Raw genomic sequence first — 14929 nt, forward strand, 5'->3', positions numbered from 1 at the left:
GGTAACAGCGGGTAATACCGTGAGATGGTGAATGACGTGTGGCCGCCGGGGGCGACGCGAGGACCGCGCGTGGTGCTCACCAACGCCGACAAGGTGCTGTACCCGGCCACCGGGACCACCAAGGCCGACGTGTTCTCCTACTACACGACGATCGCCGACGTGATGCTGCCGCACATCGCCGGGCGGCCCGTTACCCGCAAACGGTGGCCCAACGGCGTCGACGAACCCGCGTTCTTCGAAAAGCAGCTGGCCAGTTCGGCGCCGGGCTGGCTCGAACGCGCGACGGTGGATCACCGGTCGGGCAGCACCACCTACCCGATCATCGAGACCCCGACGGGATTGGCGTGGATTGCGCAGCAGGCGTCGCTGGAAGTCCATGTGCCGCAATGGCGATTCACCGCGGACGGAAAGATAGGTCCGGCAACACGTTTGGTGTTCGACCTCGACCCGGGCGAAGGCGTGAGCATGCCGCAGCTGTGCGAGGTGGCCAACGCCGTACGCGAGCTGATGGACGACATCGGGTTGACGGTCTACCCGCTCACCAGCGGTAGCAAGGGGCTGCATCTGTATGCACCGCTGGCCGATCCGGTCAGCAGCAGTGGAGCGGTGGTGGTGGCCCGCAGGGTGGCCGAACAGCTCGAGAAGAGCATGCCCAAGCTCGTCACCGCGACGATGACCAAGAGCCTGCGGGCCGGCAAGATCTTCCTGGACTGGAGTCAGAACAACGGCTCCAAGACCACGATCGCGCCGTATTCGCTTCGCGGCCGCGAGACTCCGACGGTGGCCGCCCCGCGGACGTGGGAGGAGATCGGCGACCCCGAGCTGCGACACCTGCAGTATCACGAGGTGCTGGCGCGGGTCGCCGAGCAGGGCGATCTGCTGGCCGGGCTGGACGATGACCTGCCCAAGCATGACCGCCTGACCACGTATCGCAGCATGCGCGACGCGACCAAGACACCCGAGCCGGTGCCCGAGGCGACGCCTGCCGTCGGCAACAACAACACGTTCGTCATCCAAGAACACCATGCGCGGCGGCTGCACTACGACTTCCGGCTGGAGCACGACGGGGTGCTGGTGTCGTGGGCGGTGCCGAAGAATCTGCCCGACACCCCGGCCGTCAATCACCTCGCCGTCCACACCGAGGATCACCCGCTGGAGTACGGGACATTCGAGGGCGAGATCCCGAAGGGGGAGTACGGCGGCGGCAAGGTGATCATCTGGGATTCCGGGACGTATGAGGCCGAGAAGTTCCGAGACTCCGGCGCGGAGAAGGGCGGCGAGGTGATCGTCGACCTGCACGGCCAGCGAATCTCGGGACGGTACGCCCTGATTCAGACCAAGGGTGACCAATGGCTGGCGCACCGGATGAAGGAACAGCCGGCTCCGCGGTTGCAGGACTATTCGCCGATGCTGGCCACGCTGGGGTCGGTGGAGAAGCTGACCGCGACGCAGTACGCATTCGAGGGCAAGTTCGACGGGTACCGGTTGCTGGTCGAGGTCTCCGACGGACAGCTGCGAGCGCAGTCGCGCAGTGGACGGGACCTGACCGCCGACTACCCGCAGTTGCGTGCGCTGGCAGCCGATCTTGCCGATCATGACGTCATCCTCGACGGCGAGGTGGTGGCACTCGACGCCGACGGGGTGCCGAACTTCGGTGAGATGCAGAACCGGGTGCGCGCCAGCCAGATCGAGTTCTGGGCGTTCGACATTCTGCGTCTCGACGGACGTTCACTGCTGAAGGCCAAGTATCGCGATCGACGCAAGATACTCGAAACCTTCGCCGAGGGAACGGATCTCATCGTGCCGCCATTGCTCGACGGTGACGGTCCGGAAGCGCTGGAGTTCTCCCGCACGAAGAAGTGGGAGGGAGTCGTCGCCAAGAAGTGGGACTCGACGTATCAGCCGGGCCGGCGGTCGGCGGCGTGGATCAAGGACAAGAACTGGAACACGCAGGAGGCCGTCATCGGCGGGTGGCGCGAGGGCAATGGCGGGCGTTCCAGCGGCATCGGCGCGCTGCTGCTGGGCATCCCCGATGACGGTGGCCTGCGGTTCATCGGCCGGGTGGGCACCGGGTTCTCCGACAAGGAGCTGTCGCGGCTCAAGAAGATCCTGGAGCCGCTGCACACCGACGAATCACCCTTCGCCACACCACTTCCCAGACTCGATGCCAAGGGGGTCACGTATGTGCGGCCCGAGCTGGTCGGTGAGGTGCGCTTCGGCGAGTGGACCTCCGACGGCCGATTGCGCCACCCGAGTTGGCGCGGCCTACGGCCCGACAAGGCGCCGGGCGACGTCGAGCTCGAGTCGCCGATTTAACCCTTCATTGAGCGCTGGCGTGCCAATTAGGCGCCGAACTTGAGACGTGAACGCTCACTCAACGCAACGAGATCGCCGCCGCGGCGACCGCCTCTTCCAAACCTCGCGTCGCCAACTGATCCGCCAGCTCGTTGTCGGCGACGCCCGAATGGCCCTTCACCCAGAACCACTCGACACGGTGCTGCGCACAGGCGAGCTGCAGCCGCTGCCACAGGTCGACGTTCTTCACCGGCTGCTTCGCCGATGTCATCCAGCCGTTGCGCTCCCAGCCGAGGACCCACTTGGTGATCCCGTTCCGGACGTACGTGCTGTCGGTGTAGAGGTGCACCGACACCGGCCGGGTCAGCGCCTCCAGCGCCATGATCGGCGCGGTCAGCTCCATCCGGTTGTTGCTCGTCGCACCGGGCTCGCCGCCGCACATCTCGCGGACGTGTTCGCGCATGCGCAGCACCGCTCCCCAGCCGCCGGGGCCCGGGTTGGGCCGGCAACCCCCGTCGGTGTGGATGACAACCGTCTCCTCCGAGCTCATGCGCCGAGAATAGGCGGCGAGATCATCGCCGTGCGCACCGACATGCCCAGATCGCGATGCTTCACTGTGGTGATCCGGCGGCCCGGCTGCACGGCATCTTTCACCCGCAGCGCGTGATCTCCGAAGAACGCCGCCGTCGCGTCGATGTCTTCGACGACGTACGTGATGCCCCACAGCGACGACGGTCCGCCGGCGGTCGCACTGGGCGAGCCGACGACCTCGAGGATCACGGGCCCCAGCCGGAAGAAGATCTGCCGCATCGGCTGACCACCGAGTTCGGCGTCGCGTTCCCGACGTGGGTGCAGCCCGATGGCAGACAGCGACGAGATGGTCCGGGAAAGGTTGGGAGACAACAGCACGACGTGATCGATCTCGGTCACGCCATTCGGGTGCGCGGCCGGCTCGGGGGCGTCGGTTACGGATGACGCCGTCGGGATCCCGTCGATGTGACCGTCGACCGGCAGGCCCCGCAAAGTCCAGCCGACGATGCCGGATCCCTGCCCGGCCAGGCGTACCCGCACGTCACCGATTCGGGCAACCGCATCCGAATCCACACTGAATCCGGCATCCCGCCACGCGGAGGCGGAGTCGCCGACGTGAATCTCGCCGATGGTGACGGCCACCGCCCTACCCCTGCAGGATCGGGCGCAAGGTGTCCAGCACGGCCGGGTCTTCGATGGTCGACGGCACCGGCTCGTCCTTGCCGTGCGCGATGCCACGCATCGTCTTGCGCAGGATCTTGCCCGAACGCGTCTTCGGCAGCGCCGGGACCACATCGACCAACCGGAAGCACGCCACCGCACCGATCTCCTCGCGGACGGCGGCCACCAACTCCTCGGCCAGCCCCTCGTCCGACGCGCCCGCCTTCAACACCACGAAGCCGCGCGGCACCTGGCCCTTGATCTCGTCGGCCACCCCGATCACCGCGCATTCGGCGACCGCGGGATGCCCGGCCAACACCGCCTCGATCGACCCTGTTGACAATCGATGTCCCGCAACGTTTATCACGTCGTCGATGCGGCCCATCACGAACAGGTAGCCGTCGGAGTCGAGGTACCCGCCGTCGCCGGTCAGGTAATAGCCCGGGTGTTCGCACAGATACGACGCCTCGTACCGCGCGTCGTCACCCCACAACGTCGGCAGTGTTCCCGGCGGAAGCGGCAGGCTGATGCAGATCGCGCCCTCTTCGTTCGGCTCGCACCGGCTGCCGTCCACCCGCAGGATCTGCACGTCGTACCCCGGCATCGGTACCGTGGGTGAGCCCGGCTTGAGCGGAAGGTGTTCCACCCCCATGGGATTGGCGGCGATCGCCCAGCCGGTCTCGGTCTGCCACCAGTGATCGACAACGGGCACACCGAGCTTCGCCGACGCCCAGGCGTAGGTGTCCGGGTCCAGCCGCTCACCGGCCTGGAACAGATACTTCAGGCACGACAGGTCGTAGCGCTCGGCATGCGAGGCCTGCGGATCCTCCTTGCGGATCGCGCGGATCGCGGTCGGCGCGGTGAACAACGCTTTGACTCCGTGCTCGGACACCACCCGCCAGAACGCGCCGGGATCCGGTGTGCCGATGGGCTTTCCCTCGTAGAGCACCGTGGTGGCGCCGGCCAGCAGGGGCCCGTACACGATGTAGGAGTGGCCCACCACCCACCCGACATCGGAGGCCGCCCAGAACACGTCGCCGGGGTCGATGTCGTAGATGTGCCGCATGCTCCACAGCAGAGCGACGGCGTGACCGCCGTTGTCGCGGACGATGCCCTTGGGCTTGCCCGTGGTGCCGGAGGTGTAGAGCACGTACAGCGGATCGGTGGCCGCCACCGGCACGGGATCGGCGGGGACAGCCGCCGCCATCGCGTCAGACCAGTCGATGTCGCGGCCATCGACCAGATCGCAGGCGTGCTTGTCGCGCTGCACGATCACGCAGGCATCAGGCCTGTGCGACGCCAACTCCAGCGCGTGGTCGAGCATCGGCTTGTACTGCACCACCCGGGTCGGTTCGATGCCGCACGACGCTGAGACGACGACCGTCGGCCGCGCGTCGTCGATGCGGGTGGCCAGCTCGTGTGCGGCGAACCCGCCGAACACCACCGAGTGCACCGCACCCAGACGAGCGCAGGCCAGCATTGCGATCACCGCTTCGGGGATCATCGGCATGTACAGCACCACGCGGTCACCCTTGCCCACGCCCTGCTCGCGCAGTACTCCGGCGAACCGTGCTGTCTCATCGAGCAATTCGCGGTAGGTGTAGACACGCTGGTTGCCGGTGACCGGCGAATCGTAGATCAGTGCGGCCTGGTCGCCGCGCTCCTCGATGTGCCGGTCGAGCGCGTTGGCGCAGGTGTTCAGCTCGGCGTCCGGGAACCACCGGTAGAACGGCGGGTTGCTGTCGTCGAGGATGCGCTGCGGCGCGCGAGTCCACGTAACCGCGCCCGCGGCCTGCGCCCAGAACTCTCCCGCGTCAGCCACGCTGGCGTCGAACAACTGGCGATACCCGCCCATCCCGGCTTCCTCCCGTCGTTGGGTGTAAGCACGGTAGCGCGATCATGTGACGCAGCCGTCACCTATCAGTGGTTTGTCGCCGAACGCACCGGCATCTGCGCCGAGCGGCACACCGTCAGGCCAGCGCGGCCAGATTGGACACCGATTTGCGCACGTCGGACTCCAGCACGCGCGCCACCAGACGCCCGACCGCCCCGTTGAGCACCCCGCCGGAGATGTCGGCGATCAGGTGAAAGCAGGTGCGCTGATCGACTTCGGCCACGTTCATGGTGATGCAGATCCGGACGGCGGGCCAGCCGGTACCGCGCAGTTCGATCGTGTGCGGCTCGTCGTACTTGGTCACCCGCCAGTGGATGGTGTTGCGGAACCCCTTCACCTTGATCAGTGACGAGACTTCGGTGCCCTCGCCGATCTGTTCCGGGACCGACCCGCGCCAGCCCGCGAAGATCGTCATCCACTCGTCGAAGCGGTTCAGATCCGAGGCCAGCTTCCAGGCCTGCTGCGGCGCCACGTCAGAGGGCACGGATACGTCAACAGTCGCCATGGGCCGCCTGTACCCGCTCCTGCGGCACCGCTAACGTGCTGCACATGTCTGCGGTGGAATTCGACGAGCTCGACGACGGAATTGCTCAGGTCACGCTGAACCGGCCGAATCTGCTCAACGCGATCGACGGTGCGCTGATGGACGGGGTGGACGACGCGCTGGACCGGCTGAGTTCGTGGAAGTACCGGGTTGCGATCCTGACCGGGGCGGGCCGGGGTTTCTGCGCGGGCGCCGACCTCAGCGGCACCGGGAAGCCGTGGACCGAGCCGGCCGCCGCGGAGTTCAAGACGACTTACGACGCCCAGGTGCGCCTCGCCGACCAGCTGACCCGGCTCTATGAGCTGCCCATCCCCGTGGTCGCGGCGGTCAACGGGGTGGCCGTGGGCGGGGGACTGGCCTACGCGCTGCACTGCGACATCCGGATCGCGTCGCAGACCGCTCGCTTCGGCTCGGTGTTCATCAAGGCCGGGTTTTCGTCGCTGGACATGGGCACCAGTTACCTGTTGCCGAAGATCGTCGGCGCGGGGGCCGCCCGGGAGATGATGCTGACCGGACGGATCATCGACGCGGACGAGGCCTACCGGATCGGTCTGGCGCACGAGGTGGTCGCCGAGGAGGCGCTCGCCGACGCGGCCCTGGCGATGGCGCGCAGCATCGCCGCCAACAACGCCTTCGGCGTCTGGCAGACCAAGACCGGTCTGAACGCGGCCCTGGATGCGCCGAGTCTGCGGCACGCCAAGGAGATCGAGAACCGGACGCAAATCCTGACCGGGTTCACCAACAACCCGCGCGAGGCCGCGATGGCACACCGTGAGAAGCGGGCGCCGAACTGGGATGCGCTCTAGCCGTTGACTTTTGCGATCACTCGCTCGGCGAACATCTCGAGATTGCGGATCTTGTCGTCCAGCGGCTCGAGATCGGGTCCCTTGATGTAGGGAAGCCGGAACCCGACCATCACGTCGGTGATTCCCTTGTCCTCCAAGCGTTTCACGCCGTCGACGGTGAACGCGTCGAGTGAGATCACGTGGATTTCGAAGGGCCGGTCGGTCGTGCCTTCTTCTTCCCGATACCGGTTGAGCTTGACCAGCAGGTCGTCGAGATCATCGGTGCCGCCGCCGTGCATCCAGCCGTCGTTGCGTGCCGCCCGGCGTAGTGCAGCGTCGGCATGGCCGCCGATCAGGATGGGCAGCGGTTCGGACGGTGCCGGCGTCATCTTGGTCTTGGGGATGTCGTAGAACTCGCCATGGAATTCGAAGTAGTCACCGCTGGTGAGCCCGCGAATGATCTCGATGCATTCGTCCATCCGTTTGCCGCGCTTGGCGAACGGCACCCCCATCAGTTCGTAGTCCTCCGGCCATGGACTCGTCCCCACCCCGAGTCCGACGCGGTTTCCGATCAACGCGGCCAGTGAGCCGGCCTGCTTGGCCACCAGGGCCGGCGGGCGGATCGGCAGTTTGAGCACGAAGAAGTTGAACTTGAGTCGTTCGGTGACGGCGCCCAGTGCCGCGGTGAGCAGGAACGTCTCGATGAACGGCTTGCCGTCCAGGAACTCCCGGTTGCCGTCCGGGGTGTACGGATAGGTGGAGTCCGACTCGTACGGATAGGCGATGCTGTCCGGAATCGTCATCCCGTCGTACCCGGCAGCCTCGACGGCCTTGGCGAGCGGGATGTAGAAGGACGGATCGATCATCGCCTCGGCGTAGGTGAATCGCATGCGGCGATAGTAGAACGTGTTCTACCTGTTGTGGTCGGAGATCCTGATGGTCGGGAAGTGAACGCCGCTGATTTCGCGCCTGCTCGGAGTACTCTCGACCACACGAGCTGAGCCCACGCTCATTCATGATCATCTAAAACGCGCACCACGCGAACTGCGGTTCTCGGGGGCTATGCGTTCATGGGAAGTCAGGAAGAACGATCACCGCTCGTATCGCTGTGCTCCCGCAGCACACCACCTGCACCACCGGCGGTCCGGATGCGGTCGCCGCGTTCATCTCGACCGCGTGGCGCGCGCAGGGCCGCGTCGACGGCCTCGATCCCCGTCACCCGATCCGGATAGCCCGGTTGGAGATCGGCCACGCCAGCGTCACCGAGGCGGAGTTTCCGGGGGCTCTGCACTTCGAAACCGACGGATGGCCCTGCTATCTCGTGACCGAGGTGAAGGCGGGCACAGTCCAGATCGGCGCCTCCGCCCGCGCCGAGCGATGCGCCTCCGGTGACGTGGTGCTCGCGGTGCGCCCCGGTCGACCATGCTCGGCGAACACCGAAGACGCCGAGGTGTCATTGACAGCGCTGTCGCCGGAGGCACTGCAGCGGATCACCGGTGACCAGGCGACCGACGACTCACCCGGTGTCCGCTTCACCTCCAACCGGCCGCGGTCGGATGTGGCGGCCGCGCAATGGGAAACGACCGTCGACTATGTGACGTCGACGCTGACGAGTGTCCTGTGCCCGGAGGACGCCACGCTGGTGGTCGGTGGTGCCGTCTCATTGCTCGCATCGACGCTGCTGCATGTCTTTCCGAACACCTTCGCCGACGCCAAACACGTCGAGCACCCACACGTCTGCGCACCGCTGGTGCGCCAGGCGATCGACTTCATCCAGGCCAACTGCGCGCGGGATATCTCGATGGCCGATATCGCGGCCGCCATCAACGTCACGCCCCGAGCCGTGCAGTACATGTTCCGGCGGCATCTCGACACCACCCCGATGGCATATCTGCGCCGCGTCCGCCTGGACCGCGCGCACCGGGATCTCCTGGCTGCGGACCCGGCCCACGACACCGTCTCGGCTATCGCCACCCGCTGGGGCTTCGCCCATACCGGGCGGTTCAGCCAGGTCTACCGCGCCGAGTACGGGGAGTCGCCCAGCGTCACCCTGCACGGCTGACCGGCGCTCGGCGCCGCTGAAGTGGTTGCGAGTCAGGCTTTTTGGCCCCAGGTGGCCTGCGCGCCCGAGTCGCCGATGCGGTAGACCTGAACGATCGTCGCGATACCGACCACCACCACGAACACCGTGATGACGGCCGCGAAGACCGTCGACAGCGAGCGTCCACGGGCGGCGCTGACATGCACAACCGCCAACAGCACCGCCGCAACCAGCAGCGCCAGCGAGAAGAAGATCATCGTGTCGCCCAGCTCGGTGTGAGTGTGCACCACCGGCGACCGGCCGACCTGGTGCTCGAGCCACTCGCCGGCCTCGGTGGTCAGCGGGGTCAACACCGTGACCACCAGCGACAACGCGAGCACCAGCCACACCAGGCGCTGTCGGGCCGCAGGCCATACCGCACAGAGGATGGCCAGGACCGCGGTCAGCGGCGCGAGAACCACGATGAAATGGACGAACAGGACGTGAGCAGGCAGGCCGTTGAACGTCGACACGGGCGAATACTACTTCGCGGGTGGTACATAATCGGCCGTAATGACTGCGTGGCTGACCCGCAATGTGCGGGTGCTCTCGGCGGTGTCGTTTCTGCAGGACGCCGCGAGCGAGCTGCTCTATCCGCTGCTTCCGATCTACCTGACCGCGGTGCTGGGTGCGCCGCCGTCGGTCGTGGGTGCAATCGAAGGTGCCGCGGAGGGGGCGGCCTCGATGACCAAGCTCGCAGTGGGACCGCTCGGTGACCGGTTCGCCAAACGGCCTTTGATCGCAACGGGATACGGCATGGCCGCGCTGGGGAAGGTGATCATCGCCGTGGCCGGCGCCTGGCCCGGTGTGCTCGCAGGCCGGGTCGTCGACCGCCTCGGTAAGGGGATCCGGGGCGCACCGCGCGATGCACTGCTGGTCGAAGGGATCGACAAACCGTTGCGCGGCAGGGTTTTTGGCTTCCACCGTGCGATGGACACTCTCGGTGCGGTGGTCGGGCCATTACTTGGCCTGGCGGGCTACGAGTTGCTCGATCACCACATTGCGCCGCTGCTGTACATCGCGATCGTGCCCGCGGTGCTGTCCGTGCTGTTGGTCGTGCTGGTCCGCGAACCCCGGCGTGCCGAGCCCCGAGTCGCGCGGGCGCCGATCTTCACAGGGCTGCGGGAACTGCCGCGCAGATACTGGCGCGTGACCACGCTGCTGGTCGGCTTCGGCGTGGTCAACTTTCCCGACGCGTTACTGCTGTTGCGGCTCAACGAGATCGGCTTCGGAGTTGTGCAGGTAATCCTTGCCTATGTCGGCTACAACCTGGTGTATGCGCTGGGCAGCTTTCCCGCGGGCGTGCTCGCCGACCGGTTGCCACGTTCGGCGGTGTTCGGCTTCGGGCTGGTCTTCTTCGCCGTCGGCTACATCGGGCTCGGGTTGACCACAGATTCCACGGCCGCATGGCTGCTGATCGCGTCGTACGGGATGTTCACCGCATGCACCGACGGCGTCGGCAAGGCTTGGATCTCCTCGCTCGTCGGCGGTGACCGGCAGGCCAGTGCGCAGGGAGTGTTCCAGGGCGCAACGGGATTCGCGGTACTGGTCGCCGGGCTGTGGGCCGGGTTGCTGTGGGGCGGCGACGGCCGATTGCCCCTGCTGATCTCCGGCGCGGCCGGCGCCTGCTTTGCGACTGTGTTGCTGGTGCCGCCGGCAGTGCGGCGCCTTCGTTAGGCTGCCCCGGTGCGCACCATCCACGTCATCGGTATCGGGGCCGGCGATCCCGACTACGTGACATCGCAGGCGATCCGCGCGCTGGGCGACACCGACGTGTTCTTCGCGATGGACAAGGGCGAGACGAAAAGCGACCTTGTCGCCCTGCGCCGCGAGATCTGCGCGAGGTTCATCGACGAGCCCGGCTACCGGTTCGTGGAACTGCCCGACCCGAAACGCGCGTCCGACGGCGACTACACCGAGGCCGTCGCCGACTGGCATTCCGCCCGCGCCGAGCTGTGGGCCCAGGCCATCGACACCGAGCTCGGGCCCGATGGCGTCGGCGCCTTCCTCGCGTGGGGCGACCCGTCGCTCTACGACAGCACCCTGCGGATCCTCGACGAGGTTGCCCGGCACGTCGAATTCGACTACGACGTCATCCCCGGCATCACCGCAATCCAGGCGCTGACCGCGCGGCACCGGATCCCGCTCAATGACGTGGGCGAACCCGTGCTCATCACCACCGGGCGGAAACTGCGCAAGACCGGCCTGACCGGCTCGGCCGTGGTGATGCTCGACGGCGACTGCGCCTTCCTCGGCTGCCCGCCGCAGACCCGGATCTGGTGGGGCGCCTACCTCGGCACCGGAGACGAACTGTTGATGTCGGGCACCGTCGGCGAGGTGGGCGAGCGCATCGCCGCGCTGCGCGCCGAGGCTCGCGCGAAACACGGCTGGATCATGGACATCTATCTCTTGCGGGCCTAGGCGGGCGCATTCTGGGAGAATTCCCGCATGGGACAGTTCCTCCTCCGCGCCGCGGTGACCGGGCTGGCGCTGTGGGTTGTGACGTTGATCGTGCCCGGCATCAGCTTCGTGGGTGGTGACACCACGCTGCAGCGAGCCGGCATCATTCTGGTGGTCGCCATCGTCTTCGGCGTGGTGAACGCGATCATCAAGCCCGTCGTGCAGATCTTGTCGATACCGCTCTACATCCTCACGCTCGGGCTGTTTCACGTCGTGATCAATGCGCTGATGTTGTGGATCACGGCCTGGATCACCGACCACACCACCCACTGGGGACTGCAGATCGACCAGTTCTGGTGGACCGCCATCTGGGCGGCGATCGCGCTGTCGATCGTGGGGTGGCTGTTCTCGCTACCGCTGCGTGACGCCGACCGCCGCTAACCTGAACCTATGCCCGAACTGCCCGAAGTCGAGGCCCTGGCCGACCATCTGCGCCGGCATGCCGTCGGCCAGACGGTCGGGCGCATCGATGTCGCCGCGCTGTCGGTGCTGAAGACGTTCGACCCGCCACCGACTGCGCTGCACGGACAACCCGTGACGGGCGCGGCCCGCTGGGGCAAGTACCTCGGGATGCAGGCCGGGGGGTTGTGGCTGATCACCCACCTGTCGAGGGCGGGCTGGCTGAAATGGAGCGACAAGCTCGCGGCCGCGCCGCTCAAGCCGGGTAAGGGCCCGATCGGACTGCGGGTGCACCTCGGAACGCCCGGCGACGCACCCGGTTTCGACCTGACCGAGGCAGGCACCCAGAAGCGGCTCGCGGTGTGGATCGTCGACGACCCGGCCAAGGTTCCCGGCATCGCAACGCTGGGCCCCGACGCTCTGGAGATCGGACCCGAACAGCTGGCCGACATTCTCAAGCCGCATGGCGGACGGATCAAGACGGTGATCACCGATCAGAAGGTGATCGCCGGAATCGGCAACGCCTACAGCGACGAGATACTGCACGTGGCGAAACTGTCGCCGTTCGCGACGGCCAACAAGCTCACCGCCGCGCAACTCGGCGCCCTGCACGACGCGATGATCACTGTGCTGACCGACGCTGTGCAGCGTTCGGTGGGGCAGCAGGCCGCAACGCTGAAGGGGGAGAAGCGATCTGGACTACGGGTCCATGCCCGTACCGGCTTGCCCTGCCCGGTGTGCGGTGACACCGTGCGCGAGGTCTCCTTCGTCGACAAGTCGTTTCAGTACTGCCCGACGTGTCAGACCGGCGGCAAGGTGCTGGCCGACCGGCGGATGTCGAAGCTGCTGAAGTAGATACACTGCGCCCCGTGACCCGGAAGAAGATCCTCATCACCGGGGCGAGTTCCGGACTCGGGGCCGGGATGGCCCGCGCGTTCGCGGCGAAGGGTCGCGATCTGGCGTTGTGCGCGCGCCGTCTGGACCGCCTCGACGAGTTGAAGGCCGAACTGACCAGGCGGCACCCCAACATCACGGTTGCCATCGCCGCTTTGGACGTCGACGACCACGACCGGGTGCCCGAGGTGTTCGCCGAACTCTCCGATCAACTCGGCGGCATCGACCGGGTCATCGTCAACGCCGGGATCGGCAAGGGCGCCCCGCTCGGCTCCGGCAAGTTGTGGGCCAACAAGGCCACCATCGAGACCAACCTGGTCTCGGCGCTGGTGCAGATCGAGGCGGCGCTGGCGATGTTGCGGGCGGCGGGCTCGGGGCATCTGGTGCTGATGTCGAGTGTGATGGGCAACCGCGGCGTTCCCGGCGTCAAGGCCGCCTACGCGGCGAGCAAGGCCGGGCTGAGCTCGCTGGGTGAGTCCTTGCGCGCCGAATATGCCTCTGGCCCAATCAGAGTCACCGTCATCGAACCCGGCTACATCGAGTCGGAGATGACCGCGAAATCGAAGACCACCATGCTGATGGTCGACACCGACACCGGCGTGCGCCAGATCGTCGCGGCCATCGAGCGGGAACCCGGGCGCGCGGTCGTGCCCGGGTGGCCGTGGATTCCGCTGGTGGCGCTGATGAAGGTGGTACCGACCCGGTTCGCCAAGCTGTTCGCCTAGCGAGCTCGGCCGCGCTCCTCGCGATAACGCCGCACCAGCTCGTCGGTCGAGCTGTCGGTCTGCTTGGGCGGCGAGCCGTCGCTGGTGATCACTCCGAGCAGCGCCTTCGCCTGAGTCTTGCCCAGCTCGACGCCCCACTGGTCGAACGAGTCGATACCCCAGATCACGCCCTCGGTGAACACCTGGTGTTCGTAGAGCGCGATCAGCTGGCCCACCACCGACGGGGTCAACCGGTCCGCCAGGATCGACGTGCTGGGCCGGTTGCCCGGCATCACCTTGTGTGGAACGACATCGGCCGGGGTTCCTTCGGCCGCGATCTCCTCGGCCGTCTTGCCGAACGCCAGCACCTGGGTCTGGGCGAAGAAGTTGCTCATCAACAGGTCGTGCATGCTGCCCGACCCGTCGGCGGTCGGAAGGTCGTCCGTGGGCTGGGAGAACCCGATGAAGTCCGCGGGAACCAGCCGGGTGCCCTGGTGCAGCAGTTGGTAGAACGCATGCTGGCCGTTGGTTCCCGGCTCGCCCCAGAAGATCTCACCCGTCGGCGTCGTCACCGGGGAACCGTCGGCCTTCACCGACTTACCGTTGGACTCCATCGTCAGCTGCTGCAGGTACGCCGCGAAGCGGGACAGGTCATTCGAGTACGGCAGCACCGCACGGGTCTCGGCGCCGAAGAAGTCCGAATACCACAGGCCGATCAGCCCGAGCAGTGCCGGCGCATTGGATTCCAAAGGCGCAGTGGCGAAGTGGCGGTCGACGATGTGGAAACCGGACAGGAAGTCGGCGAACGCCTCCCGGCCGATCACCGCCATCACCGACAGGCCGATCGCCGAATCGACCGAGTAGCGGCCGCCCACCCAGTCCCAGAAGCCGAACATGTTGGCGGTGTTGATGCCGAAGTTGTCCACCAGCTTCTTGTTCGTGGAGACAGCCACGAAGTGCTTCGACACCGCGGCGTCGCCGAGGGCGTCGGTCAGCCAGCGCCGGGCGGCGGTGGCATTGGTCAACGTCTCCAGCGTCGAGAACGTCTTGGATGCGACGATGAAAAGCGTTGTGGCAGGGTCGAGCCCGTCGAGCTTGGCGACCAGGTCGGCCGGGTCGACGTTGGAGACGAACCGGGCCGAGATGCCGGCGTCGGCGTAGTGCCGCAACGCCTGATACACCATCACCGGGCCCAGATCCGAGCCGCCGATGCCGATGTTGACCACGGTCTTGATCCGCTCGCCGGTGGCGCCGGTCCATTCGCCGCTACGCAGCCGGTCGGTGAAGTCGCCCATCGCGTCGAGCACCTGGTGCACGTCGGCGACCACGTTCTGACCGTCGACCTCCAGGGTGGCGTCACGCGGCAGACGAAGCGCGGTGTGCAGCACCGCGCGGTTCTCGGAGGTGTTGATGTGCTGCCCGGCCAGCATGGCGTCGCGGCGCTCTTCGAGGTTCGCGGCGCGGGCCAGATCGACCAGCAGCGACAGTGTCTCCCGGGTGACGCGGTGCTTGCTGTAGTCGATGTACAGGTCGCCGACGGTCAGCGTGAGCTCGCGGCCGCGGGCCGGATCTTCGTCGAAAAACTCGCGGAGGTGTTTCCCGGCGATCTGGTCGTGGTGGCGACTCAGCGCGTTCCATTCCGGTGTAGCGGAAATGTCTCCAGTCATTCGTTCGACCCTAGTG

Annotated in this window: 15 protein-coding genes; 8 read left to right on the top strand and 7 right to left on the bottom strand. The window is 66.8% G+C overall.

The annotated features are described in order from the left end of the window. The first annotated feature begins 27 nt into the window (after positions 1–27). A complete protein-coding gene (locus tag G6N32_RS04590) occupies positions 28–2316 on the top strand; it encodes an ATP-dependent DNA ligase (protein WP_410432952.1) in 2289 nt (762 codons plus the stop codon). 58 nt (positions 2317–2374) lie between these two features. On the opposite strand, the gene rnhA is transcribed toward G6N32_RS04590, so the two are convergent. From rnhA to G6N32_RS04610, 4 genes are all read right to left on the bottom strand, one after another. Then, positions 2375–2845, bottom strand: coding sequence for a ribonuclease HI (rnhA, locus tag G6N32_RS04595; RefSeq protein WP_115317131.1), 471 nt, complete (start codon positions 2843–2845; stop codon positions 2375–2377). Then, entirely contained in the window at positions 2842–3468 is a 627-nt protein-coding gene (locus G6N32_RS04600) for a VOC family protein (RefSeq protein WP_115317129.1), read from the bottom strand. The genes rnhA and G6N32_RS04600 overlap by 4 nt, the downstream gene beginning before the upstream one ends. A gap of 4 nt (positions 3469–3472) precedes the next feature. Then, complete coding sequence (locus tag G6N32_RS04605; RefSeq protein ID WP_115317127.1) at positions 3473–5341, bottom strand: propionyl-CoA synthetase; 1869 nt, start codon at positions 5339–5341, stop codon at positions 3473–3475. 115 nt (positions 5342–5456) lie between these two features. Then, positions 5457–5885, bottom strand: coding sequence for a type II toxin-antitoxin system Rv0910 family toxin (locus G6N32_RS04610; protein ID WP_115317125.1), 429 nt, complete (start codon positions 5883–5885; stop codon positions 5457–5459). Between the two features lie 44 nt (positions 5886–5929). On the opposite strand from G6N32_RS04610, the gene G6N32_RS04615 reads away from it, so the two are divergent. Continuing rightward, positions 5930–6730, top strand: a complete 801-nt coding sequence (locus G6N32_RS04615) for an enoyl-CoA hydratase/isomerase family protein (RefSeq protein WP_115318832.1) — start codon at positions 5930–5932, stop codon at positions 6728–6730. On the opposite strand, the gene G6N32_RS04620 is transcribed toward G6N32_RS04615, so the two are convergent. Continuing rightward, complete coding sequence (locus tag G6N32_RS04620) at positions 6727–7599, bottom strand: LLM class flavin-dependent oxidoreductase (protein ID WP_115317123.1); 873 nt, start codon at positions 7597–7599, stop codon at positions 6727–6729. The genes G6N32_RS04615 and G6N32_RS04620 overlap by 4 nt on opposite strands. Positions 7600–7817: 218 nt before the next feature. Here G6N32_RS04620 and G6N32_RS28610 point away from each other — a divergent pair, with 218 nt between their 5' ends. Next, positions 7818–8771 carry a helix-turn-helix transcriptional regulator gene (locus tag G6N32_RS28610; protein ID WP_197935808.1) on the top strand — a complete coding sequence of 318 codons (954 nt, stop codon included), beginning with the start codon at positions 7818–7820 and terminating at the stop codon, positions 8769–8771. A 32-nt stretch (positions 8772–8803) separates the two neighbouring features. On the opposite strand, the gene G6N32_RS04630 is transcribed toward G6N32_RS28610, so the two are convergent. Then, positions 8804–9262 (bottom strand): DUF2231 domain-containing protein, encoded by a 459-nt coding sequence (locus G6N32_RS04630; RefSeq protein WP_115317121.1) that lies wholly within the window; start codon positions 9260–9262, stop codon positions 8804–8806. 40 nt (positions 9263–9302) lie between these two features. Between G6N32_RS04630 and G6N32_RS04635 the strand changes: the two genes are divergently transcribed. The 5 genes from G6N32_RS04635 to G6N32_RS04655 are packed head-to-tail and all read left to right on the top strand — an operon-like array spanning position 9303 to position 13267. Next, positions 9303–10466, top strand: a complete 1164-nt coding sequence (locus G6N32_RS04635; protein WP_115317119.1) for an MFS transporter — start codon at positions 9303–9305, stop codon at positions 10464–10466. 9 nt (positions 10467–10475) lie between these two features. Continuing rightward, a complete protein-coding gene (gene cobF / locus G6N32_RS04640; protein ID WP_115317117.1) occupies positions 10476–11210 on the top strand; it encodes a precorrin-6A synthase (deacetylating) in 735 nt (244 codons plus the stop codon). 27 nt (positions 11211–11237) lie between these two features. Further along, on the top strand, positions 11238–11630 hold the full coding sequence (locus G6N32_RS04645; RefSeq protein WP_115317115.1) for a phage holin family protein: 393 nt from the start codon (positions 11238–11240) through the stop codon (positions 11628–11630). A gap of 9 nt (positions 11631–11639) precedes the next feature. Further along, on the top strand, positions 11640–12503 hold the full coding sequence (locus G6N32_RS04650; RefSeq protein WP_115317113.1) for an Fpg/Nei family DNA glycosylase: 864 nt from the start codon (positions 11640–11642) through the stop codon (positions 12501–12503). 14 nt (positions 12504–12517) lie between these two features. Beyond that, on the top strand, positions 12518–13267 hold the full coding sequence (locus G6N32_RS04655) for an SDR family oxidoreductase (protein ID WP_115317111.1): 750 nt from the start codon (positions 12518–12520) through the stop codon (positions 13265–13267). Here G6N32_RS04655 and pgi read toward each other — a convergent pair. Next, positions 13264–14913 (bottom strand): glucose-6-phosphate isomerase, encoded by a 1650-nt coding sequence (gene pgi, locus G6N32_RS04660; protein WP_115317109.1) that lies wholly within the window; start codon positions 14911–14913, stop codon positions 13264–13266. The genes G6N32_RS04655 and pgi overlap by 4 nt on opposite strands. Between the last annotated feature and the right edge of the window lie 16 nt (positions 14914–14929).

This window comes from Mycolicibacterium aichiense, assembly GCF_010726245.1.
GTDB lineage: Bacteria > Actinomycetota > Actinomycetes > Mycobacteriales > Mycobacteriaceae > Mycobacterium > Mycobacterium aichiense.